This window comes from Schaalia cardiffensis F0333, assembly GCF_005886435.1.
GTDB classification, from domain to species: Bacteria; Actinomycetota; Actinomycetes; order Actinomycetales; family Actinomycetaceae; genus Pauljensenia; species Pauljensenia cardiffensis.
Map to the genome: position 1 here is coordinate 741,002 of NZ_CP040505.1, position 21,831 is coordinate 762,832.

The 21,831-nt window shown below is 62.2% G+C and carries 21 protein-coding genes; 18 read left to right on the plus strand and 3 right to left on the minus strand.

The features are described from left to right. The 4 genes from FFA61_RS03005 (at nt 1) to FFA61_RS03020 (ending at nt 4,607) form a co-directional block, all read left to right on the plus strand. Nucleotides 1-1,575, plus strand: a complete 1,575-nt coding sequence (locus tag FFA61_RS03005; protein ID WP_040313483.1) for an AMP-binding protein — start codon at nt 1-3, stop codon at nt 1,573-1,575. A 28-nt stretch (nt 1,576-1,603) separates the two neighbouring features. Further along, nucleotides 1,604-2,479, plus strand: coding sequence for a MaoC/PaaZ C-terminal domain-containing protein (locus tag FFA61_RS03010; protein ID WP_005961747.1), 876 nt, complete (start codon nt 1,604-1,606; stop codon nt 2,477-2,479). 161 nt (nt 2,480-2,640) lie between these two features. Next, nucleotides 2,641-3,933 carry an MFS transporter gene (locus FFA61_RS03015; protein WP_083879470.1) on the plus strand — a complete coding sequence of 431 codons (1,293 nt, stop codon included), beginning with the start codon at nt 2,641-2,643 and terminating at the stop codon, nt 3,931-3,933. A 2-nt stretch (nt 3,934-3,935) separates the two neighbouring features. Further along, complete coding sequence (locus FFA61_RS03020; protein WP_005961743.1) at nt 3,936-4,607, plus strand: MBL fold metallo-hydrolase; 672 nt, start codon at nt 3,936-3,938, stop codon at nt 4,605-4,607. On the opposite strand, the gene FFA61_RS03025 is transcribed toward FFA61_RS03020, so the two are convergent. Beyond that, nucleotides 4,571-5,203 (minus strand): TetR/AcrR family transcriptional regulator, encoded by a 633-nt coding sequence (locus FFA61_RS03025; RefSeq protein ID WP_040313482.1) that lies wholly within the window; start codon nt 5,201-5,203, stop codon nt 4,571-4,573. The genes FFA61_RS03020 and FFA61_RS03025 overlap by 37 nt on opposite strands. 123 nt (nt 5,204-5,326) lie before the next feature. Here FFA61_RS03025 and FFA61_RS03030 point away from each other — a divergent pair, with 123 nt between their 5' ends. The 14 genes from FFA61_RS03030 (at nt 5,327) to miaB (ending at nt 20,159) form a co-directional block, all read left to right on the plus strand. Then, complete coding sequence (locus FFA61_RS03030; protein ID WP_040313661.1) at nt 5,327-6,088, plus strand: electron transfer flavoprotein subunit beta/FixA family protein; 762 nt, start codon at nt 5,327-5,329, stop codon at nt 6,086-6,088. Between the two features lie 17 nt (nt 6,089-6,105). Next, the gene (locus FFA61_RS03035; RefSeq protein ID WP_005961737.1) at nt 6,106-6,978 is read left to right on the plus strand and encodes an electron transfer flavoprotein subunit alpha/FixB family protein; all 873 of its coding nucleotides are present in this window, start codon (nt 6,106-6,108) and stop codon (nt 6,976-6,978) included. A gap of 15 nt (nt 6,979-6,993) precedes the next feature. After that, on the plus strand, nt 6,994-8,292 hold the full coding sequence (locus FFA61_RS03040) for an FAD-dependent oxidoreductase (RefSeq protein WP_005961735.1): 1,299 nt from the start codon (nt 6,994-6,996) through the stop codon (nt 8,290-8,292). 28 nt (nt 8,293-8,320) lie between these two features. Beyond that, the gene (locus FFA61_RS03045) at nt 8,321-8,617 is read left to right on the plus strand and encodes a ferredoxin family protein (protein WP_005961734.1); all 297 of its coding nucleotides are present in this window, start codon (nt 8,321-8,323) and stop codon (nt 8,615-8,617) included. Between the two features lie 175 nt (nt 8,618-8,792). After that, nucleotides 8,793-10,484, plus strand: a complete 1,692-nt coding sequence (locus tag FFA61_RS03050) for a ribonuclease J (RefSeq protein WP_005961733.1) — start codon at nt 8,793-8,795, stop codon at nt 10,482-10,484. A 37-nt stretch (nt 10,485-10,521) separates the two neighbouring features. Continuing rightward, on the plus strand, nt 10,522-11,478 hold the full coding sequence (locus FFA61_RS03055) for a PfkB family carbohydrate kinase (RefSeq protein WP_005961732.1): 957 nt from the start codon (nt 10,522-10,524) through the stop codon (nt 11,476-11,478). A 54-nt stretch (nt 11,479-11,532) separates the two neighbouring features. After that, the gene (locus FFA61_RS03060; protein WP_005961731.1) at nt 11,533-14,430 is read left to right on the plus strand and encodes an FtsK/SpoIIIE family DNA translocase; all 2,898 of its coding nucleotides are present in this window, start codon (nt 11,533-11,535) and stop codon (nt 14,428-14,430) included. A gap of 20 nt (nt 14,431-14,450) precedes the next feature. Beyond that, nucleotides 14,451-15,080: a CDP-diacylglycerol--glycerol-3-phosphate 3-phosphatidyltransferase gene (gene pgsA / locus FFA61_RS03065; RefSeq protein WP_005961730.1), complete on the plus strand. Its 630-nt coding sequence runs from the start codon at nt 14,451-14,453 to the stop codon at nt 15,078-15,080. A gap of 166 nt (nt 15,081-15,246) precedes the next feature. Then, the gene (locus FFA61_RS03070) at nt 15,247-15,561 is read left to right on the plus strand and encodes a helix-turn-helix domain-containing protein (protein ID WP_005961729.1); all 315 of its coding nucleotides are present in this window, start codon (nt 15,247-15,249) and stop codon (nt 15,559-15,561) included. A 2-nt stretch (nt 15,562-15,563) separates the two neighbouring features. After that, nucleotides 15,564-15,797, plus strand: coding sequence for a DUF3046 domain-containing protein (locus tag FFA61_RS03075; RefSeq protein WP_005961728.1), 234 nt, complete (start codon nt 15,564-15,566; stop codon nt 15,795-15,797). A 285-nt stretch (nt 15,798-16,082) separates the two neighbouring features. Continuing rightward, nucleotides 16,083-17,189, plus strand: a complete 1,107-nt coding sequence (recA, locus tag FFA61_RS03080) for a recombinase RecA (RefSeq protein ID WP_040313481.1) — start codon at nt 16,083-16,085, stop codon at nt 17,187-17,189. A gap of 6 nt (nt 17,190-17,195) precedes the next feature. Beyond that, on the plus strand, nt 17,196-17,789 hold the full coding sequence (locus FFA61_RS03085) for a regulatory protein RecX (protein ID WP_005961726.1): 594 nt from the start codon (nt 17,196-17,198) through the stop codon (nt 17,787-17,789). A gap of 341 nt (nt 17,790-18,130) precedes the next feature. Further along, entirely contained in the window at nt 18,131-18,625 is a 495-nt protein-coding gene (locus FFA61_RS03090; RefSeq protein ID WP_005961725.1) for a CinA family protein, read from the plus strand. Between the two features lie 73 nt (nt 18,626-18,698). Continuing rightward, nucleotides 18,699-20,159 carry a tRNA (N6-isopentenyl adenosine(37)-C2)-methylthiotransferase MiaB gene (gene miaB, locus FFA61_RS03095; RefSeq protein ID WP_217495742.1) on the plus strand — a complete coding sequence of 487 codons (1,461 nt, stop codon included), beginning with the start codon at nt 18,699-18,701 and terminating at the stop codon, nt 20,157-20,159. Between the two features lie 595 nt (nt 20,160-20,754). Here miaB and FFA61_RS03100 read toward each other — a convergent pair. Continuing rightward, entirely contained in the window at nt 20,755-21,312 is a 558-nt protein-coding gene (locus FFA61_RS03100; protein WP_005961722.1) for a hypothetical protein, read from the minus strand. Then, complete coding sequence (locus FFA61_RS03105) at nt 21,305-21,751, minus strand: hypothetical protein (protein WP_005961720.1); 447 nt, start codon at nt 21,749-21,751, stop codon at nt 21,305-21,307. The genes FFA61_RS03100 and FFA61_RS03105 overlap by 8 nt, the downstream gene beginning before the upstream one ends. Nucleotides 21,752-21,831 lie beyond the last annotated feature (80 nt).

The window sequence follows — 21,831 nt, forward strand, 5'->3', positions numbered from 1 at the left end:
GTGACCCGCTCGAAGATCGCGCCGGAGAACACCACGGTTGCCCAACTGTGGGAACGGCAGGTGAAGGACAGAGGAGAACACGAGTTCCTCGTTTTCGAGGACGCCTATTCTCATGAAATCCGTCGCTTCACCTACCGCGAGTTCGATGCGCTTGTGAACAAGTGCGCCAATGCCCTTACCGCTAGGGGGATTGGTGAGAAGAGCCAGGTGGCGCTCTACCTCGATAATTGCATCGAGTTCGTGGAGTGCGCATTGGCACTCGCGAAGATGGGGGCGGTGTCGGTTCCCGTTGATGCCACTTCGGCGCCCTTCGAGCTGGGTCGCATCCTCGGTCTGTGCCAGGCTCAGACTCTCATCACCTGCACGAAGAACCTTGGTGAAGTGCGTTCCAACGTGCCCGACACCGTCAAGGACATCATCGTCGTGATCGAGGGAGGCAACGAGGACGAGGGTGCCTTCCCAGATCTTCCCCGATTGCACGAGCTCACTCGACATGAAGCCAACACCTTCACGTCGAATCCTCGAGTACAGCCCCAGGACGTGTGCGAGATCCTCTTCACCTCGGGCACGACCTCCGCGCCCAAGGGCGTGATGATCACGCACACGAACTTCGTCTTCTCAGGCGACTTCGTCAACTGGGAACTGGATATGAATCCCGAGGATCGCTACATGACCTCAATGGTGGCGACCCGGGTGAACTACCAGCTCTCGGCCCTGGCCCCAGTGCTGACGCTGGGGGCGACGCTCATCATGCTCTCCCACTATCGCGCGTCCTGCTTCTGGCGCCAGGCCCGTCTTCACCGCGCGACCCTCGTCCAGGGGATGGCGATGATCGTGGCGACCATGCTGCGTCAGCCCGTCGACCCGGAAGAGCGCGACCACCAGGTGCGAGAGATGCACTACTTCCTGCCCTTGAGCACCCGGGACAAGGAGACCTTCGAAGAGCGTTTCGGCGTGCCGCTGCTCAACAACTACGGTTCGACCGAATGCCTCATCGGAGCCATCACCGATTTTCCTCACGGGGAACGGCGCTGGCCCTCCATCGGCAAAGTGGGTCCCGGTTACAAGATCCGCATCGTTGACGATGAAGGCTCTGATCTGCCTGAAGGCGAGGTGGGGGAGCTGGTCCTCCACGGTGTCCCCGGGGTGAGTCTCATGGCGGGCTATTGGGACAATCCCGAGGCGACGGCGGAAGTCCTCGACGAGGACGGCTGGTACTACACCCGCGACTACGCCTACGTCGAAGACGGCTGGGTGTATTTCGTGGACCGACGCGTTGACCTCATCAAACGCTCGGGCGAGTCCGTGTCCTCGGCAGAAGTCGAGGGGGTCATCGAAGACCTCCCCGGAGTGCGTGAAGTTGCCGTGATCGGTGTCCCCGACGGCGTGCGAGGCCAAGCGGTCAAGGCCTTCATCGTTGCCGAGGCAAATGCCGCGCTTGATGCCGAAGCAGTCATCGACCACTGCGCGGGCCGCCTCGCAGCCTTCAAGGTGCCCAGTTTCGTGGAGTTCGTCGAGGAGCTCCCGCGGGGCAGCTACGGAAAAGTACAGAAGCACATCCTCGCAAACTCTTGAATCCGATCCCATGAAAGGACAGTGAACAATGGCGATCAATACTGAAATGGTCGGCAAGACCTTCGGACCCTTCGTCCGCGACTACACCTTCCGCGACCTGGAACTCTTCGCTCTCGGATGCGGCGCGGGCATCGACGGCAAGGACGGCCTCGAATACATCAACGAGCACGATGAGCGCGATCCTCACCTCAAGGTGCTCCCCATGTTCGGCGCGATGCTGATCGTCGACTCCGAAGTCACCCGCACCATCGACTACGGCTACAACTACGCGGGCTCGCTGCACTGGGGCTTCGACATCACCTTCCACAAGCCCATCACGAAGATGAGCGACCATCTGGAGACCATGGTGCGCCTCGAGGGGCTCTACGACCGCGGCGAGGGCCGTGGCCTGCTCGCCCAGCACATCGGTGACACCTACGACTCGGACGGCAACCTGCTCTTCACGAACGAATCCTGGGACTGCCTGATTTATGACGGCGGCTGGGGCGGCCCCAAGCCCCCCAAGGACATCGTCGAGATGCCCGACCGTCCTGCGGACGTGGAGATCACCGAAACGATCCCGGAGAACCAGGCGCTCATCTACCGTCTCTCGGGCGACTACCACCCTCAGCACATCGACTGGGATTACGCCGCCGAGAACGGGGAGCCGCGTCCGATCCTGCACGCGATCTCCTACGCGGGTGTCGTCATGCGTCACGCGATCAACGCTTTCGTCCCCGGAGAGCCCGAGCGCATCACCCGCTTCAAGACTCGCATCACCTCACCGGTCCACCCGGGCACGACCCTGAAGACCCGCCTGTGGAAGATCAAGGAAGGCGAGCTGCGTTTCGCACTGGTCGATGCCGATGCTGACGAGACCGGCGCAAAGCCGCACCTGAACTGGGGAATCATCGAGTACCGCTGATCGCGTCTGTGCGGGGGGGCGAAGACGCGATTCCCAGGCGCGGGAGAGGCGCTGAAGATACTCTCCCGCGCCGCCCCTCATAACACCATGTCCCGCGATGAGAATGGAGGGAGAACACCGTGGGCAACAACGAACCCGTCATCGACCTCGAGGACCTCGAGATGACTCCGCTGCTGAGGCGAGTCATCGTCTTCTCATCGGGCGGTCCATTCCTCGAAGGCTATGTTTTGTCCATCATCGGCGTGGCATTGGGAGCGATGGGCTCAGACCTTATCCTCGATGCTCACTGGAACGGCCTACTGGGCGTCTCCGCCCTCGTCGGTCTTTTCCTCGGAGCCTCTTTCGGCGGATGGCTCACGGATCTGATCGGTCGACGCAAGATGTTCGTCATCGACTTGGTGGTCATCGCCATCTTGTCGATCCTGTGCGCCCTGGTCCACACGCCACTGACCCTCGTGATCCTGCGTTTCTTCGTCGGCGTCGCAGTGGGCGCCGACTATCCGATCGCGACCTCCATGATCGCCGAGTTCTCGCCGCGCAAATACCGTGCAGCAGCGATGGGTATTATTGCGGCCGCCTGGTATCTGGGGGCAAACGTCGCAGCCCTCGTGGGTTTCGCCCTCATCAACACGAACCACGGTTGGCGCTACATGCTGGCCTCCTCCGCGGTTCCCTGCATTCTCATCCTCGTGGGCCGCTGGAATATCCCCGAGTCTCCCCGATGGCTCGTCTCCAAGGGCCGGAGCGAAGAAGCTCAGCGCATCGTCCATGAGACCCTAGGGGCCAATGTCCGTCTGCCTGAGGCTGAGGAAGCGGCGAAGACCTCAGTCTCGAAGGTTTTGCAGGGCGTCTACTTGCAGCGCATCATCTTCGTCGGCGTCATCTGGCTGTGCCAGGCGATCCCCATGTTCGCCCTCTACACCTACGGACCGCAGATCATTGCCGCCGTCGGCCTGGGGGAGGGGCGCAATGTCCTTCTCGGCGAACTCCTCATCGGCACCTTCTTCATGCTCGGTACCTTCCCCGCCATGTACCTGTGCGAAAAGATCGGCCGCCGCCCCCTTATTATCGCCTGCTTCGGCGGCATGACCGTGGCCCTGGCCATCATCGGTTTCTTCCCAGGCGCGGGCATCGGCCTGATCATGGGCTGCTTCATCTCCTACGCGCTCTTGTCAGGCGGCCCCGGCAACCTCGAATGGCTCTACCCCAATGAACTCTTCCCCACGGAGATCCGGGCGACCGCTATGGGTTTCGCCATGGCCTTCAGCAGAATCGGTACTGTCGTGTCGATCTACGTCCTGCCCGGGTTTATCGACAATCACGGCATCGGCAAGACAATGCTCGCCGGCGCTCTCATCTCCGCCCTGGGCTTCGGGGTGTCGGTCATTTGGGCTCCCGAGACGCGCGGATACACCTTGGCTGAAACCGGATCTGTGGACTTCAAAGGGCGCTGATAGTGTTCACAATTGAGCATCTCACTGTCGGCGCCTGGAAGGCCGTCTGCTACGCCCTCACCAACGAGGAAGGCACCCTCATCATTGATCCGGGCGCGGAGCCGCGAACGCTCATGCGCTGGCTTGAAGGCAAGAAGGTCATCGGTATTGTCTTGACCCACTGTCACAGCGACCACATTGGTGCGGTCAATGAACTTGTCGAAGCCTATGGTTGCCCAGTGGCCTGCGGCGTTGACGACGTGGACGGGGTTGCAGATGTTCACCGTTCCGGCTTCGACGAGGAAGGCATTGATTACACCGTTGACCATGTCGATCGCTCCCTCGCGGAAGGCGATGTCATCACATGGGGTGGTGACACCCTGCAGGTTCTGCACACCCCGGGGCACACGCCCGGAAGTATCTGCCTGCTCGGCACAGAACAACAGGTCTTGTTCAGTGGGGACACACTCTTTTCTGGGGCGATCGGCTCGACGGTTTTCGTCCTGGGCGACTACGCGGAGCTGATGCGCTCATGCGCCCGTCTTTCCCAGATGGATTCCTCACTGACGGTGTACCCGGGGCATGGGCCCGCGACGACTCTGAGGGCTGAAAAGCCGATGCTGAGCTACCTGGCCCAGAGCGCTTTGCGCGCCGCAGGTCACTCGTCCAACTGGCGTGAGGGTTCGTGGTGGTGAAGTTGATCGTCAACAAGATCGGCCACGTAAGCCGGAACCTTCTCCAAGAAACAGGCGATGACATCGTCGGGAAGACAGAAGGTGCGCATCAGAACGCTCCCTTCGATGGCATCGAGCAGACGCACCACCGAAGTGTTGCGGGGCAACTCACCATTGAGTTTGAAGTCCCACAAACGCTCATGAATGGCCGAAAGGGGAGTGACGAACAGATCCTTGTAGATCTGGCATATGACGGGGTCTTCGGCGTTCCCGGCTTCAACGAAGAGCCGACGAACGGCCGAACGATTCGGACCCAGATATTCCCGGAGGCGGAAGTCCGCTTCGTTGACGAGGATTTCCCAGGGGGAATCCCCACGGGGTCCCGGGCAAATCACCAGGGCGGTGAAGGCATGGTGGAGCAGCTCGTCGCGGTCGTTCCATCGCGAGTACAAGCTCGACTTGCCGACTCCGGCCTCGGCGGCGATCTTCGTCAGATTGAAGCCCGCCCATCCTGCCTCCCCATAAAGATCAAGGGCAGCGCGAAAGACGCGTTCCTCCATTTGAGGGTCACGAGGTCGGCCCGCTTTAGCGGGATTGAGAATCGCAAAACGCGTCAATGCGCGCACTCCTTCCGCGAGGGGGTCACAGGCAATTAGTCTAATCGACCCTCTTCGCATCCCCCAGGGCTTAAGGGCCCCACATAGACCACCAAAAGCACCCCCGTGCAGAAAGGGCAGATGATGAGCATCGTCGTCGCGTACAAGTACGCAGCAAACCCACAAGACACCACCGTCGACGCTTCCGGCGTTGTCGACTGGTCGCGCGCCAAGGCCGCGATCTCGGAATACGACCCGGTCGCCGTCCAGGTGGGATGCACCCTCGCCGATTCCCTCGGCACCGATGTCGTCGGTATCTCCGTTGGCGGCAAGGCCGTTTCTTCGTCCATGGCGAAGAAGGGCGCCCTTTCCAGGGGCATGGACCGCGCCCTGGTCGTCGCCGATGACGCCACCTCGACGTGGAACGCCACCACTGTTGCGAGTGCCCTGGCAGGCCTTGTCGGCAAGGTCGAGGGCGCGAGCCTCGTCCTGACTGGAGACTCCTCGGTCGACGAATCCGCGAAGATTGTTCCCACCCTTATTGCCGGTTTCCTCGGCTGGCCCTGCTTCCAGGAGGTCATCTCCGTCGAAGCTGCGGGTGATGGCTGGACCCTGACCCAGAGCACCGCTGGTGGTACCCGCACCGTCCGCGTCGATGGCCCCGTTGTCGCCGCCGTCGCCACCGATGCCGCCCCCGTGAAGGTCCCCGGCATGAAGGACATTCTCGCTGCTGGCAAGAAGCCCCTCGAGGAGGTTCCCGTGGCCGAGCTTTCGACCGTTGATACGGCTCTGGAGGTCACCGGTCGTGCCAAGCCGGTCGCCAAGGCCCGTCGCAATGAGATGTTCACCGGAGACGACGCCGCCGCCCAGCTCGTCGCCGCCCTGCGCAATGCCGGCGCACTCTGAGAAAGGACTGCAGAACAATGACGAACACTTGGATCCTCACCACCGACGAGCGCATCGCGAACCTCGTTGAGGCTGCCGCTGCGATCGGCGGGACCACCACCGTCATCGCCGTCGCTCCTTCGGCCCCTGCCGTCGGCGGCGTCGACACCATCATTCATGTCCCCACTGCTGAGAACGTTCCCGCCGAAGCTTACGCAGGCGTTGTCGTGGGGCTCCTCGCTGATGCGAAGGGCGATGTGATTCTCGCTGCGAACCGTCCCGCCGAGCGCTCCTTCGCGGGAGCTGCGGCAGCTGCCCTCGCCCTCCCCGTCGTCGTTGGCGCGACGAGCGTCAGCGCTGAAGGCGCCGAAGTTACCCGCTACGGCGGATTGACCAACGAGACCGTCGCCTTCAAGGGTGCCGTACTCATCCTCGAAGGCGGAGCCGCGCCGGAAGCCGGTGGCCCGGCTGCCCAGGCACATGAAGGCGCCCCCATGGGTGCCGCGGTCGTTGACGTTCAGCCCGCAGGCTCCGGTCCTGCGAACCTCGCTGCAGCGCGTCGCATCGTCTCCTGCGGACGTGGATTCAAGGCCGAAGAGGACCTCGGCCTCGCCCGGACTCTGGCCGAGGCCCTCGGCGCCGAGATCGCCTGCTCGCGTCCGCTGGCTGAAGGCACGGCCTGGCTGAGCAAGGACCGCTACGTCGGCGTCTCCGGTATGCACGTCGCACCAGACGTCTATGTCGCTCTCGGTATCTCCGGCCAGGTGCAGCACACCTCCGGCATGGCAGATTCGAAGGTCGTCGTCGCCGTCAACAACGACGCCAATGCCCCGATTTTCCGGATCTCCGACTACGGCATCGTGGGCGACATCTACGATGTCGTGCCCGCACTCACTGCGGCACTGTCCTGAAACGAGAAGAAGAACATGTCCGAGGAAGTTGACTTCGACGTCATCGTCATCGGCGGGGGCGTGGCGGGCGCAGTATGCGCCTACACCCTCGCCGAACAAGGACGGGAGGTCTTGCTCATCGAGCGCGCCGCGGAGCCGGGATCGAAGAACCTGTCCGGCGGTGTGTTCTACTGCCGCGTCATGGAGAAGGTCTTCCCCAACTTCGTTGACGTCGCGCCCGTGGAACGTAGAATCACCCGGAATTGCGTGAGCCTCATCAACGCCAGTTCCTTCGTCAATATCGACTACTGGGATCAGCGTCTGAGTGAACCAGTCAACGCAGTGACCGTGCTGCGCGCCAAACTCGACGCCTGGCTTCTCGAACAATGCGAAGAGGCCGGAGTGACCGTCATGCCCGGCGTGAAGGTCGACTCCCTCATCGTCGAAGGCGAGAAGATTGTCGGTGTGCGGGCCGGCGAGGACGAGTTGCGTTCCCACGTGGTCGTCGCCGCGGACGGGGTCAACTCCTTCATCGCCCAGCAGGCCGGAATCCGAGCCAAAGAACCGATGAAGCACCTCGCCGTTGGCGTGAAATCCGTCATCGGATTGCCTCGCAAGGTCCTTGAGGATCGCTTCAACGTCCGAGGTAAGGAAGGCGTGGCCTACGCGATGGTCGGGGATTGCACCCAGGGCGTCGCAGGCGGTGGGTTCCTCTACACCAACGAGGAGTCCATCTCCATCGGAGTGGTCATGCGTCTCGACGACCTCGAGAAGTCGGGCTTGTCCTCTTCAGACGTCCACGACCACATGCTGCGCCACCCGGCTATCGCCCCGCTCTTGGAGGACGGCACCCTCCTGGAGTACGGATGCCACCTCACCATTGAGGACGGTCCTGCGATGGCATCCCATGATCTGACCCGCCCCGGGCTCATCATCATCGGGGATGCCGCGGGCTTCACCCTCAACACGGGGCTCACCATCCGTGGCATGGACCTGGCGGCGGGCTCTGCGCTCGCGGCGGCTGAAACGATTCGCAAGGCCTTCCAGACGATGGACTTCAGCCAGGAGGCAATGGACGCCTACCGGGGTCTGCTCGATTCTGGTTTCGTCGGCAAGGATATGGCGACCTATGCGAAGACCCCGGCCTTCCTGGAGCGCCCCCGCATGTACAAGGACTACGGGAAGCTCGCCGCCGAGGTGTTCTACGGGATCTTCAACCACGATCTGAAGCCCAGGCGTCATATGCGCAAGGTCGGAATCGACGCTCTCAAGGCGTCGGGACTGAAACTCACTCAGATCATGGGGGATGTCCTGGCGGGCATCCGCGCCCTGTAACGACACTTCCTGAAAAGAGGACTGAGCAATGGCTGAATTCGTCATCGACAGCGTCCCTGCTCGACTGGCCGGGAACACCTACAACCTTGATGAGGAAGAATCCCACATCGAGGTCGATCAGGAGCTCGCCCGCAAGCTCGGCGCCGGCCCTCTGCTCGAGCGCATCTGCCCTGCGCACGTGTACTCGGTTGAAGCCGATGGCACGATCGGCGTGGAGTATGCGGCGTGCCTGGAGTGCGGAACCTGTCTCGCCATGGCTCCTAAGGGTGTGCTCAAGTGGCACTACCCGCGTGGCAGCTTCGGCATTATGTTCCGCGAAGGCTGAAGCGGAAGGCACAAGGTCAGACCATAAGTCTTACCTGGTCACGGCGGCGGGAGTGCTTGGCGCTCCCGCCGCCCGGCTTCTCGAAGGCGCTCGCGCCTGCGCCTGGTGAGTGCGGGGTCTTGGAATGAATCTCTGGTCCGGGGGTGGAGGCGTAAGAACAAGTAGAATCGCCCACATGAAGCCTCTGTACGAAAATCTTCGCGAGCCCGCCCCCCTCGAAGATGGGGCCCTGCGCGTCATCCCCCTGGGAGGTCTGGGCGAGGTCGGCCGTAACATGAACGTCCTCGAACACGAGGGCAAGCTCCTCATCGTCGACTGCGGTGTCCTCTTCCCCGAGGTCTACCAGCCCGGCGTCGACCTCATCCTCCCTGACTTCTCGTGGATCGCAGATCGGCTCGACGACGTCGTCGGCATGGTCATCACACACGGTCACGAAGACCACATCGGCGCGGTTCCCTACCTCGCGAAGCTGCGCGACGACATTCCAATCTACGGCAGCGACCTGACTCTCGCCTTCATTGAACCGAAACTGCGCGAGCATCGTCTTCCCGCCGGTGACATGCACATCGTCAAAAGCGGCGATCGCCTCCAGCTTGGCCCATTCGAGCTCGAGTTCGTGCAGGTCACGCACTCAATTCCGGATGCTCTTGCGATCTGCGTGCGCACAAGCGCGGGCACGGTCCTCATCACCGGCGACTTCAAGATCGACCACCAGCCTCTCGACGGGCGCAAGACCGATCTTGCGGCCCTGGGCCGCATCGGTTCCGAGGGCGTCGACTTGTTCATGATTGATTCGACGAATTCTGAGGTCCCCGGTTTCATCCCCTCTGAATCCGAGATCGGCCCAGTCCTCGACCGGATCGTTGAAGAAGCAGAAGGCCAGGTCGTTGTCGCGACCTTCGCCTCACATGTGCACCGCGTCCAGCAGGTGATGAACGCCGCCGCGAAAGCGGGACGTCATGTCGCCCTCGTCGGGCGTTCGATGGAACGCAATATGCGCATCGCCGCTGAAAAGGGCTACCTCACGGTGCCTGTGGGCCTGATCGTGGACGCCAATGAATTGGCGGCCCTTCCTCCTGAAAAGCGCCTCTACATGGCGACCGGCTCACAGGGCGAGCCGAGGGCGGCGCTCGCGCGGATGAGCGCTGGCTCCCACAAGTTCGTCAATCTCGAAGCGGGGGACACGGTTGTTGTGGCGGCCTCCCTGATTCCCGGCAACGAGACTGATGTGAACCGCGTGATCAACGAGCTCACACAGTTGGGCGCGAAGGTTTTCCACCGTGGCAATGCGAAGGTCCATGTTTCGGGCCACGCCTGCCAGGGCGAGCTCCTCACCTTCTACAACCTGGTCCAGCCGAAGAACGTCATGCCGATTCACGGCGAATTGCGCCACCTCGTGAAGAATGGTCAACTCGCGGTCTCCACCGGTGTCCCCGCAAGTCGGGTCGTCCTCGCCGATGGTGGGGTTACGGTCGACCTTAAAGACGGGCAGGCGCGGATTTCAGGCCAGGTCCCCTGCGAGCTCGTCTTCGTCGACGGTAAATCGATTGGTGAGATCTCCGAAGAAGAGCTCGAGATCCGCAGGATTCTCGGTTCTGAGGGCTTCATTTCTGTGTACGCCGTGGTCGAGCACGATTCGGGCATGGTCCTTTCCGGTCCGACGATCAAAGCGATCGGCATGGCGGAAGATGACGCAGTCTTCGACGAGGTCCTGCCCGATGTGGAGGATGCCCTCAAGGACGCTGCCGCTCCCGGCGGAAAGGACCCCTATGTCCTCCAACAGGCGATGAGGCGCGTCCTCGGACGCTGGGTCGCCCGCAGGCTGCGTCGTCGCCCGATGATTGTCCCCGTCGTCGTCGAGCAGTAACACGCCCGGGCACTCATAGCGCAAAGGACCTCATTCGATGGCTGGACGCTTCATTTCGACCCACTCGGTCGTCCTCGTGCTCCCGATGCACGTCTCGCACACTCCCGTCAGGGGAGGCTCGGTGCATGCTGATGCTGCAAGTTCGCGCCCGGGCGGCGGTTTCACGACACTGTCAGCAGCCGCCGCGCAGGGCGTGCCCGCAGCTTTGGCTTCTCCCCTGGGGACGGGCCCGAACTCCTTCGCGGTTCGCCAGCAGCTCGTCGAAGCGGGGGTGGAAATCCTCACTCAGGAGCTCGTGGGCGACATTGGTGTGGCGATCCAACTCATCGAGAGGAACGGCTCGATGACTTCCATTGTGACGGCTGGAGTGGAGTCCGAGCCTTCACGGACTGCTCTGGATCGGATGGTCCTCAGGCCCGGCGATCTTATCCACATTGCGGCCTCGGACTTGACGACTCCGCATTCGGCGATGGTGCTCGCCGGTTGGGGAGCGGCCCTTCCGGCGTCGGTGCGCCTCGTCGTTTCGGTTTCCCCCGCGGTCGAGCAGGTCCCCGTTGAATCGTGGCGTCAACTCCTCAAGCGTGCGGATATCGTCACGATGAATGTGCGCGAGGCCGCGGCGCTCAGCTCGATCCTCGCGACGCATGAGCCGGGAACGGGGATCCGCAATCTCATGAAACCTGAAGCGGCGCTGGTGCGCAGGACCGGGATCATGGGGTGTGAGCTTCAACGCGAGCAGGGCGCGGAACGCATTCAGGTGCCCGCATTTGAAACCCGTGTCGCGGACACCGCTGGAGTCGGCGACACCCATATCGCCACCATGTGCGCCGCACTCCTCAAAGGCAAGGACATTGAGGAGGCGTGCTCGTTGGCGAATGCTGCGGCGGCGATTGCGATCTCACACGAGTCGGCTCTGCCGGTGCCGACTCTTGAGCAGATCTTGCGCGTTGTGAAGGAGGGGAAGGCGACGGGACTCACGAGCCAGAAGGCCTGATTTCCGGCGCGCCACGGGCCGTCTGGCGCTGGACGCGGGTAGCGTCGAAGCATCATGGCATCACGTACCCCATCGACGGGCAAGACCGGGAGAAATCCCTCTGGTCGCCCCCAGTCTTCGAAGCGTCAAGCGGCCCCCCAAGCCCCCGAGCCGGGACTCCTCGCGAGGTTCTTCGCCTCGATCGGCAGGGGAGTTGCTTCACTGGTTCGCGCTTGGAGGGCAGCAGATCCTCAGATGAAACGCGATGCTCTCGCTTTCGTGTGCATCGCAGCCGCGCTCCTCGTTGCTTTGCGTGAATGGTTCAGGATCTCCGGGCAGGCCGGGGACTTCATTCATCATGCGGCAGCCGGGTCGGTGGGTCTGTTCTCCGTGGTCGTCCCGCTCGCATTGATCGCTTTTTCCATTGAGCTCTTCCGGGCGCGCAGTGGAGAGCAGGCTCTGCCGCATCATGTCGCAGGCGGGATCGGGCTCGTGATCTCCTTGTCTGGCCTCGTGCATGTCACGCAGGGCAATCCCTCTCTTGAGGATGTCGAGACGATCGAGTCCGCAGGGGGAATCGTGGGCTGGTTCGTGGCTCGTCCCCTGACGAATCTGCTCTCCCCCTGGGGGGCGGGCGCGATCCTCGTGCTGGTGGGCATCTATTCGCTGCTTCTTGCGACCCGTACCCGCGTCGCGGAGGTCCCCGCGCGCTTGAGGGAGCTGGCGCGGCGCTTTAAGCGCAGGAGCACGCCGGGTACAACCCCTGAGAATGAGGATCCGGCTCGAGTGGCGCGTCAACGCGCACGCGAGGACCTCGCCGCAGGGGACGATCCTTTCCTTGACGAATACGACGGCGATGAGTCCTTCCGCTCCCCGAATGTTTCCGAGGACTCGACGAGCGTACTGGGAAGCGCTTCGCCTGCACGGCTCCGGGACGCTGAGCCTGCGCCCCTTCACGGCGAGGCCTCATCGGCCGCAAACAGCGGCGAGGTTGAGTCGGCGCCCCAAGCCCAGACCGGTGTTTTAGCGCATGACATGCCGACTGAGAAGTTCTCGGTCGTTGCCGATCCGAATACCGAGGCCATTCCGGCCCCCACCTCTCCCGAAGCCGACGAGCCTGCCCCTGCGCCGATCACGCCAGCACCCGAGGGGGAGGTCTTCCAGCCCCAACTCAACGAGGCGATCTCTTACACCCTGCCTGAGGACTCTCTCCTCGTCTCCGGGCCCCCGCATAAGACCCGCTCGGTGGTGAACGACCAGGTCGTTCACGCTCTCGCCCAAGTCTTCGCCGACTTCAAGATCGACGCGCAGGTCACCGGTTTTTCCCGAGGCCCGACGGTCACCCGTTACGAGGTCGTCCTCGGATCGGGAGTGAAGGTCGACAAGCTCACGAACCTGTCGAAGAACATCGCCTATGCCGTGGCTTCCGCGGATGTGCGCATCCTCGCGCCGATTCCCGGCAAGTCCGCGATCGGCATTGAAATCCCGAACACTGATCGTGAGAATGTCGCCCTCGGTGATGTTCTGCGTTCGAGTGCGGCCCTGCGCAACCAGCATCCCCTGGTCGTCGGTGTCGGCAAGGACGTCGAGGGCGGTTATGTCGTGACGAACCTTGCGAAGACCCCGCACCTCCTGGTCGCGGGCCAGACCGGTTCGGGCAAGTCGAGCTTTGTGAACTCGATGATCACCTCGATCATGATGCGCGCGACCCCCCAGCAGGTCCGCATGATCCTCGTCGACCCCAAGCGCGTGGAGCTCACGATCTACGAGGGCATCCCACATCTGATTTCACCGATCATCACGGATCCGAAGAAGGCCGCCGAGGCCCTCGAATGGGTCGTGCGAGAAATGGACGCGCGCTACAACGACCTATCCGATTACGGGTTCAAACATATTGACGACTTCAATAAGGCGGTCCAATCGGGCCAGGTCCTGGCCAAGCCGGGTCTTGACCGGGTGCTGCGCCCCTACCCGTATCTTCTGGTGGTCGTTGACGAGCTTGCTGATTTGATGATGGTCGCGCCGCGTGACGTGGAGGCGTCGATCCAGCGGATCACGCAGCTCGCGCGCGCCGCGGGGATCCACCTTGTCCTCGCGACCCAAAGGCCCTCCGTTGATGTCGTCACCGGTTTGATCAAGGCGAATATTCCTTCCCGCTTGGCTTTCGCGACCTCCTCGTTGACGGATTCGCGCACGATCCTCGACCAGCCGGGCGCTGAGAAGCTCATCGGTCAGGGTGATGCTCTGTACCTGCCTGCGGGCGCTTCAAAGCCGATGCGCGTGCAGGGCGCGTGGGTGACTGAGTCGGAGATCCACAGGGTCGTCGCCCATGTGAAGCAGCAGATGCAGCCCCACTATCGCGATGATGTCGTGACGGAGACGAAGAGCGTCAAGGTTGCCGAGGATATTGGTGATGATCTTGATGATCTGCTCCAGGCGGCGGAGCTTGTGGTGTCCACTCAGCTCGGTTCAACTTCGATGTTGCAGCGCAAGCTCCGGGTCGGATTCGCCAGGGCTGGGCGTCTCATGGACCTGTTGGAGTCTAGGGAGATCGTTGGGCCTTCGGAGGGGTCGAAGGCCCGTCAGGTCCTCGTTCAGCCTGAGCAATTGCCCGAGGTGCTTGCGATGCTCAGGGGTGAATCCGATTCGATGGATGCCGGGGGACAGGCTCCGGCGACCTCACCGGCTTTGGCGGGGGATGCCTTTGGTTCGGACAATGCGGGGCGTGGGGCGGTCGACGCCTCGGCGGCTTCGGACATGGCAGGTGAGGCGGGCGCGCCCGCAAGCGGGGCCGCACAGATGGTCTCGTCTTTCGTCCCTGACGGCGCGTCTTCTCAGCCAGGGCCGTACACTCCTGGTGACGACGTGATGCAGGATCCCTACGCGGGGCACAACTTCGGTGGGAATCCGCCTCAATGGGTCGATGAGGAGCCCGAAGAGGATGAAGACGCTTGGCAGCTTACAGGCCGCTGAGTCACTGGGAAGGACGGGCAATGCACGACAATGTCTCGCTAGTCGATCGGGAGCACTCGGTTTCACCGTACAACCTGCCGAATGCGCTGACGGTGATTCGCCTCCTCCTCGTGCCCGTGTTCATTTGGCTGATGGTGTCTGAGCTGCCTGGGGCGCGCTGGTGGGCGGTTCTGGTCTTTATGATCGCAGCTTCCACGGATCAGCTCGATGGGCACATCGCTCGCTCGCGGAACCTCGTGACCGACTTCGGCAAGCTCGTCGACCCGATCGCGGATAAAGCGTTGACTCTTGGCGCTTTCGTCATGCTCACCGTCGTCGGCCTGCTGCCCTGGTGGGTGACGGCGCTGATCGCCTTCCGTGAACTGGGCATCACCTGGCTGCGTGCGATCCTGTTGAAGAGGGGGATCGTCGTCGCTGCGAATAAGGGTGGCAAGCTGAAGACGGTGTTGCAGATGCTCGCGATCTGGGTCTTGTTGATTCCGTGGACGACGATCGAGTTCGGGGGAGAGTGGAGCGGGCTTTTTGCGCAGGGCATGCTCGTTTTCGGTTGGACGGTCGCGGGCCTCGCCCTCGTCGTCACTTTGTGGTCGGGTTGGGTGTATGTGGCTGAGGGGATGCGCCTGAAGAAGGACGCCAAGACCCAGAGTTGAGTCTTGTTCGCTCAAGTTCCATGACGAGGGCGAGCAACGCCACAATTCGCAAGATCTGCAGAAACAAGCCGAAAAGTCGGTGTTGAGCTGCAGGAGGAGTGGCCGAGCCGGACTTGAAGGCCGGTATGGAGATGCGCGGCTGAGCCCTGCGCGATAGGCTCACCATATGAACGCTTCTGCCGCTCCCGCTCCGCTGTTGCGGACTGAACTCGGTGATGTCCTGCGCGACCTTCGCCGTCACCAGGGGCGCACTTTGCGTGAAATCTCTTCGGACGCCCAGGTTTCCCTGGGATACCTCTCCGAGGTTGAGCGCGGCCAGAAGGAAGCGTCCTCCGAACTCCTTGAGGCGATCTGCCTGGCGCTCGGCGTGCCGCTCTGGTTCGTCCTGCGTGAGGTTTCTGAACGTATGGCGGTCTCTTCCGGCATCGTCGTACCTGACACGGTGCCCGAAGATCTCGTGCCCGTCACCCTCATTTCCTGAACGTGAAGACTTCGGAGTTCTGGGACGCTGTCGATTCTGTTTTCGGCCCCACCCTCGGGCGCTCTTACGCTGCGGACCTGTATCTGCCCGCGATCTCCGGTACCTGCCTGGAGGCGCTTGAGGCGGGTCTCGCCCCACAAAGGGTGTGGGAGGCCCTGGTCGATGAAACCGGTGTGGGGGAGTCGTGCAAGTGGTTTCACCGCCTCGACGCGAAAGCGAAGCGCTCGCTGCGCTGAGCTCCTGGTGTGCTTGCGTACCGATTCCTGAGGGTCCGCTTCCGTGTCTCAACACGCGCGCATTTCGACGCGAGTCGAACACCTGTTCCATGTATGATCGTTCGCTGACGACACCTGAGGGTTCATCCATCCACAGCCAGGGTTCATCCACAAGCGTGATGGGGGATGGTCCGCAGATGCCTATGGTCGGGCATACCGTCGTTGCGTCGCCCCGGAGAGGGGATGACGCTCCCAGACCGGATCACCCGTGAGCCGGAGAGGCTCGAAGCGTTGAGAGGACATCCCATGGCAGCTGCATCGCGTAAGCGCACGAGCGAACGAAAAGCTGAAGACCGCAAGGGCGATAAGAGGAACAAGGCCCTCGAACTCGCGCTCTCCCAGATCGACAAGCAGTTCGGCAAGGGTTCCGTCATGCGCCTCGGCGATGACACGCGTCCCCCGGTTCAGGTGATCCCCACGGGCTCCCTCGCTCTCGACGTGGCCCTTGGTATTGGCGGGCTGCCGCGCGGCCGCGTCATCGAAATCTACGGCCCCGAATCCTCCGGTAAGACCACCGTCGCTCTTCACGCTGTGGCGAACGCCCAGAAAGCGGGCGGCAATGCCGCATTCATTGACGCCGAGCACGCCCTCGACCCTGTGTATGCGAAAGCCCTAGGCGTCGACATCGACAACCTCCTCGTCTCCCAGCCTGACACTGGCGAACAGGCCCTCGAAATCGCCGACATGCTGATCCGTTCCGGGGGTATCGACATCATCGTCATTGACTCGGTCGCTGCCCTCGTCCCGAAAGCAGAGATCGAAGGGGAAATGGGTGATTCCCACGTTGGCCTTCAGGCGCGCCTCATGAGCCAAGCACTCCGCAAGATCACCGGTGCCCTCTCGGCGACCGGCACGACCGCGATCTTCATCAACCAGCTCCGCGAAAAGATCGGCGTCTTCTTCGGCTCCCCGGAAACCACGACCGGCGGTAAAGCCCTCAAGTTCTACGCCTCGGTTCGCATTGACGTTCGCCGCATCGAAACCCTGAAAGAAGCGGGAGCCCCCGTCGCGAACCGCACGCGGGCGAAAGTCGTGAAGAACAAGATGGCGCCGCCCTTCAAACAGGCCGAGTTCGACATCGTCTACGGCAAGGGCATCTCGCGTGAAGGCTCAATCATTGATATGGGAGTCGAAGCGGGAATCATCCGAAAATCCGGCTCCTGGTTCACCTACGGCGACGATCAACTCGGCCAAGGCAAAGAGAACGTCCGCCAGTTCCTCGCAGACAATCCCGAACTCGCCAAAGAGATCGAAGACAAGATCCTCATCTCCCTCGGAATCGGGGAAGCACCCGAGGCCGAGCCGGAGCCTCTTCCTGAGGTGATCGACCCTTCAGAGGACGCCGGTTTCTGATCCGAAATGGTCCGCTACCTCGATCCTGAAGATCATCCCGAAGGGGCCCAGACGCGGCGAAAGTCGCGCCTCAGCCCAGCAGAGCGCCTCCAACGCCTCAAAGAACGCAATAGTGCCCTCGAAGGAGCAGCAGCGATCGAAGGGGCCCGCGAGCTTGCCCTGCGCCTCTTGGATACGCGCTCGCGTTCCACGGGGGAGCTGCGACAAGCGATCGAATCGAAGGGCTTTTCCGCTGAAACTGCCGAAGAGGTCATCACCAGGCTCAGGCGCGTCGGCCTCATCGACGATGCGGCCTTTGCCAGGGCACTCGTATCCGATCGTTTCACCGGCTCGGGCAAAGTGGGGCGCGCCCTCGTTGAGGAAATGCGCCGCAAAGGCCTGGACCCTAAGACCATCGAGGCCGCCATGGAAACACTGGAGCCTGATGACCTGCGTCAGCGCGCACTCGAACTCGCCAGAAAACGCCTGCGCACCATGTCGCAGGTTCCCAGAGACGCGGCCTTTCGCAGGCTCGCGGGGATGCTCGCTCGCAAAGGGTATTCGCCCTCGATCTGCACAGCGGTTGTGACTCAAGTACTCGAAGAACGCGAAGAAGAATAGGGGAGCAGGCGGGGGAGGGGAGTTCACTTCACCGCTGATCGTTCCCGATTGAGGATTTCATCACTCATCATCCCCGCTCGGAAATCTCAGCGCTGCTCGTCCCTTGGTTGAGAATTTTGTCGCAGACCCCTCCCTTTCGGGGGAATCCAGGAGAAAACACGCTCGCCCGCAACCCTCTTGCGAAAAAGAGAAGGAGCAGACACTCCACTGTGCAGCACTCTCAGCGCGCGTGCCGGGCTCAGCTGCGCTCGCGATCCGCAAGGGAAATCCCCGCTGCGACTCCTAACGTGCGTCCCTCGATCACCCGCGAAACACCCAGCTTTCACGCTTAGCCTGGATGCATGGACGACACTCACCTCATCGAACTCCTCGACACCCTCGCCGAGGCAGAACTCACCCTCGCGCTCGCAGAATCGCTCACCGGGGGTGCTCTATGCGCAAGGCTCGTCGACGTGCCCAAAGCCTCCCGAGTGCTGCGCGGAGGAGTGTGCACCTACGCCACGCCACTCAAAGCGACTCTGCTGGGGGTGGACTCCACACTGCTCGCCGAAAAAGGACCCGTTGACGCTGAGGTCGCCCGCCAAATGGCCCAAGGAGCCCGCAGGCTCATGGGTGCCAAGCTCGCCCTCTCCACCACAGGAGTCGCAGGCCCCGGGCCCGCTGAAGGACACGAGGCGGGAACCGTGCACATTGCTCTCGCCTGGTCGAAAGGAGTCGTACACCGAGAGCTCCACCTCACAGGCGACCGCGCTCACATTCGATCCGGCACAGTCAACGCAGCCCTCGAACTGCTCAAAGAAACCCTCGAATCGGGAGGAATCCTTGACAGCCATTAGACTGCACGCCGTGAATGCCGAGACCACCACCGCCCTGCCCAAGACCTACGCCATCCGCACCCTCGGGTGCCAGATGAACGTCCACGACTCGGAAAGAATGGCGGGATTACTCGAACAGGAGGGACTCCTCCCCGTCTCCCTCGTCCCTGCGGCAGCTGAACGCGCAACGGAAGCGGGGGATTTGGGTGCAGACGTCCTTGTCATTAACACCTGTTCCGTGCGTGAAAATGCGGCGACCAAACTTTTCGGCAACCTCGGCCAGCTTGCCGCCGTCAAACGCGAACGCCCCGGCATGCAGATCGCCGTCGGAGGCTGTCTCGCCCAGCAGATGCGCGAAGGCATTATCGAGAAGGCCCCCTGGGTGGATGCGGTCTTCGGGACCCACAACATCGACGTGCTTCCCGTGCTCCTCAAACGCGCAGCCCACAACCACGAGGCCGCCGTTGAAATCGAAGAATCCTTGAAGGTATTCCCCTCGACCCTGCCAACCCATCGGGAATCCGCATACGCCGCATGGGTGTCGATCTCGGTGGGCTGCAACAACACCTGCACCTTCTGCATCGTCCCGCATCTTCGAGGTAAAGAACGCGACAGGCGTCCCGGTGAGATCCTCGACGAGATCAACGCCGTCGTCTCCCAAGGTGCCATTGAAGTGACCCTACTGGGCCAGAACGTCAACTCCTACGGCGTCGGCTTCGGTGAGCGCGGAGCATTCGCGGCCCTCCTGCGTCAATGCGGCCAGATCGAGGGGCTTGAACGCGTGCGCTTCACCTCGCCCCACCCGGCCGCCTTCACGGACGATGTCATTGCCGCAATGGCGGAGACGCCGAATGTCATGCCGAGCCTTCACATGCCGCTCCAGTCCGGATCGGATGCCGTATTGCGTCAAATGCGACGCTCCTACCGGCGTGAACGCTTCATGGGGATCCTCGAACGGGTTCGCGCCTCCATTCCCGAGGCCGCGATCACGACCGACATTATTGTTGGTTTCCCTGGCGAGACTGAAGAGGACTTCCAGCAGACCCTCGAGGTTGTTGAGCAGGCGCGATTCTCCTCCGCCTTCACCTTCTTGTACTCTCCGCGCCCGGGCACCCCTGCAGCGGATCGCGAAGATCAGATTCCCGCCGAGGTCGCGCTCGACCGCTACAAGCGCCTCATTGCCCTCCAAGAGGGGATCTGCACTGAGGACAATGTGAAGCTCGTCGGCTCCAGCGTTGAGGTCCTGATCTGCGAGAGCGAAGGCCGTAAGGATGGGGCGACCCATCGTGTCACGGGCCGGGCCCGCGACAACCGCCTCGTGCACGTTGCCCTGCCTGAAAATGCGTCGAAGCAGGATCTTCCTCGGCCCGGCGATATGGTGACTGCACGGGTGACGTATGGTGCACCGCACCATCTCATCGCCGACTCCGCGCTCGAAGGCGGATTGTGGCAGCTGCGGCGCACTCGTGCAGGAGACGCGTGGGAGCAGCGTCAAGCTCAAGAGGAGGACCAGCGAGTCTCCTTGGGGATTCCGAGGATTCGAGTGGGCCGCTGAGGAGAGAGAAACACTCGAGTGCTAGTCGCATGTGAAGAAACAGTGGAGCGTTGGTCGCGTGTGAATTGGTGGGGTCTTCGGCGCCTGGCATCTATGGAGCACTGGGCTGCAACTGAGCTGTGAGACTCCGGGTGTCTGCGAAGCAGTGGACTGCGACCGAACTGTTAATCAGTAGTTCCTTGGTCAGTTGTGAAGCAGGGGGGCTGCTGCTGAAACATGAAGCATTGAAGGGTCGATTGCTTAGGGAGCTGTAGCCGCTGACCAGGGAAAATATTTGATCTCGGTCACGATCGAGGCCGCTTGGTGTGAACTCGCAACGTGAGTGTGAATCGACAGTCACAATAGGAGAGCGGTCGTCACAACGGCGTGGGGACCGTGTGCGGCCCCAGATAAGAATCGAAGGTCGAAAAGGGGAGAGCGTGGGTCCGGTCAACGACCAGACCCACGCTCTCTCTCCGTTGTCACTTGTGTACCGGGCTCGCGTGATTTTATGGGTTTCCCGGCGCGCAGGGTTCGTGCGTCCCGTGCTCACTTGGACACTGGGCTCACATGTGCGTCAGGTTTCCCTCGTGCAGGCTCACTGGCGCGTGTGAACTCACTTACCCGCTTCGGCCACAAGAGTCGGCAGAAGTTGAAGCGCCTGCGCCGTCACAGAAACGCCACGCCGCACCATGGCGTGGATCTGACGATCCGAAAGCCCCTCGGCGACGAAGAAACGCGTCGCGAGGATGAAGAAATGGGAAGACTCATCACTGAGTGGGAACACGGTTGGCTGGAGGTGATCAAGATTCCAGGTGTTCGCAATCTCGCCGAGCACCTCGAGCCCGGGACTCTCGTCCTCGAGGGGGAGTTTCGCTTCGAGCTGGAGCCAGGGCGAGTCGGCGGGTTCGAGGTGGAACTGCATGCGAATGCCATTGACCTCGGTGACGGCCACGAACTCATCGGAGGCATGTGGCAGGCCATCGCCCTCAATGACCTTCTCGATGCGCTTAATCGACACGGGCTCAACCTCGACGCCCCACTTTGCGGCGGCCGCATCAGCTTCCATTCCCGGGGCGGGGGCCGGTGCACTCGGCTCATCCTCGGTGGGAGTGGGCAAGGCGAAGCCGTTCTCGTCTTCACCGCCAAAAGTCCAGGACTTCCACTCAGGCATTCGGGGCCTCCTTCGCCCAGGGGTCGACGAATTGCTCGTCAAGGCGGTTCTGCACAGCGATACACGACAGGATGAACTGGGAGATCTCCCCCTTGACCTGCTCATCGGTCGCACCAACAACCCAGTTGAAGCAGTGGAAGAAACGCACAGAGAGCATTCCCTCCTCAGTGGTCACCAGGGTGGCTTTGGGAACGTAGGTCGTCGCGTTGAACATGCGCACCACCTCAGAGAGTGTGTCTCGGTGACAGGCGTGGAAACGACGGGGATATTCCGCAACTCCCTGCGCGGGCGAACCCTCGGGAAGAACAATGCGGATGGTGCGATTCGGAAGGATCGCGGCGATCTGCGTCTGGCCGGCGAGGAAGGGGAAGAGCCCGATCGTCTCCAGTGCTTTCGCGACGCGCTCGATCGTGATCGGATCGGTGCTGGTTGAACTCATGCCCCAACTCTATCGGGCTGGGGAATCTTCAGCGGGCTGGGGGCTCTCTATCGGGCTAGGGGCCCGTACCACTACTGCCC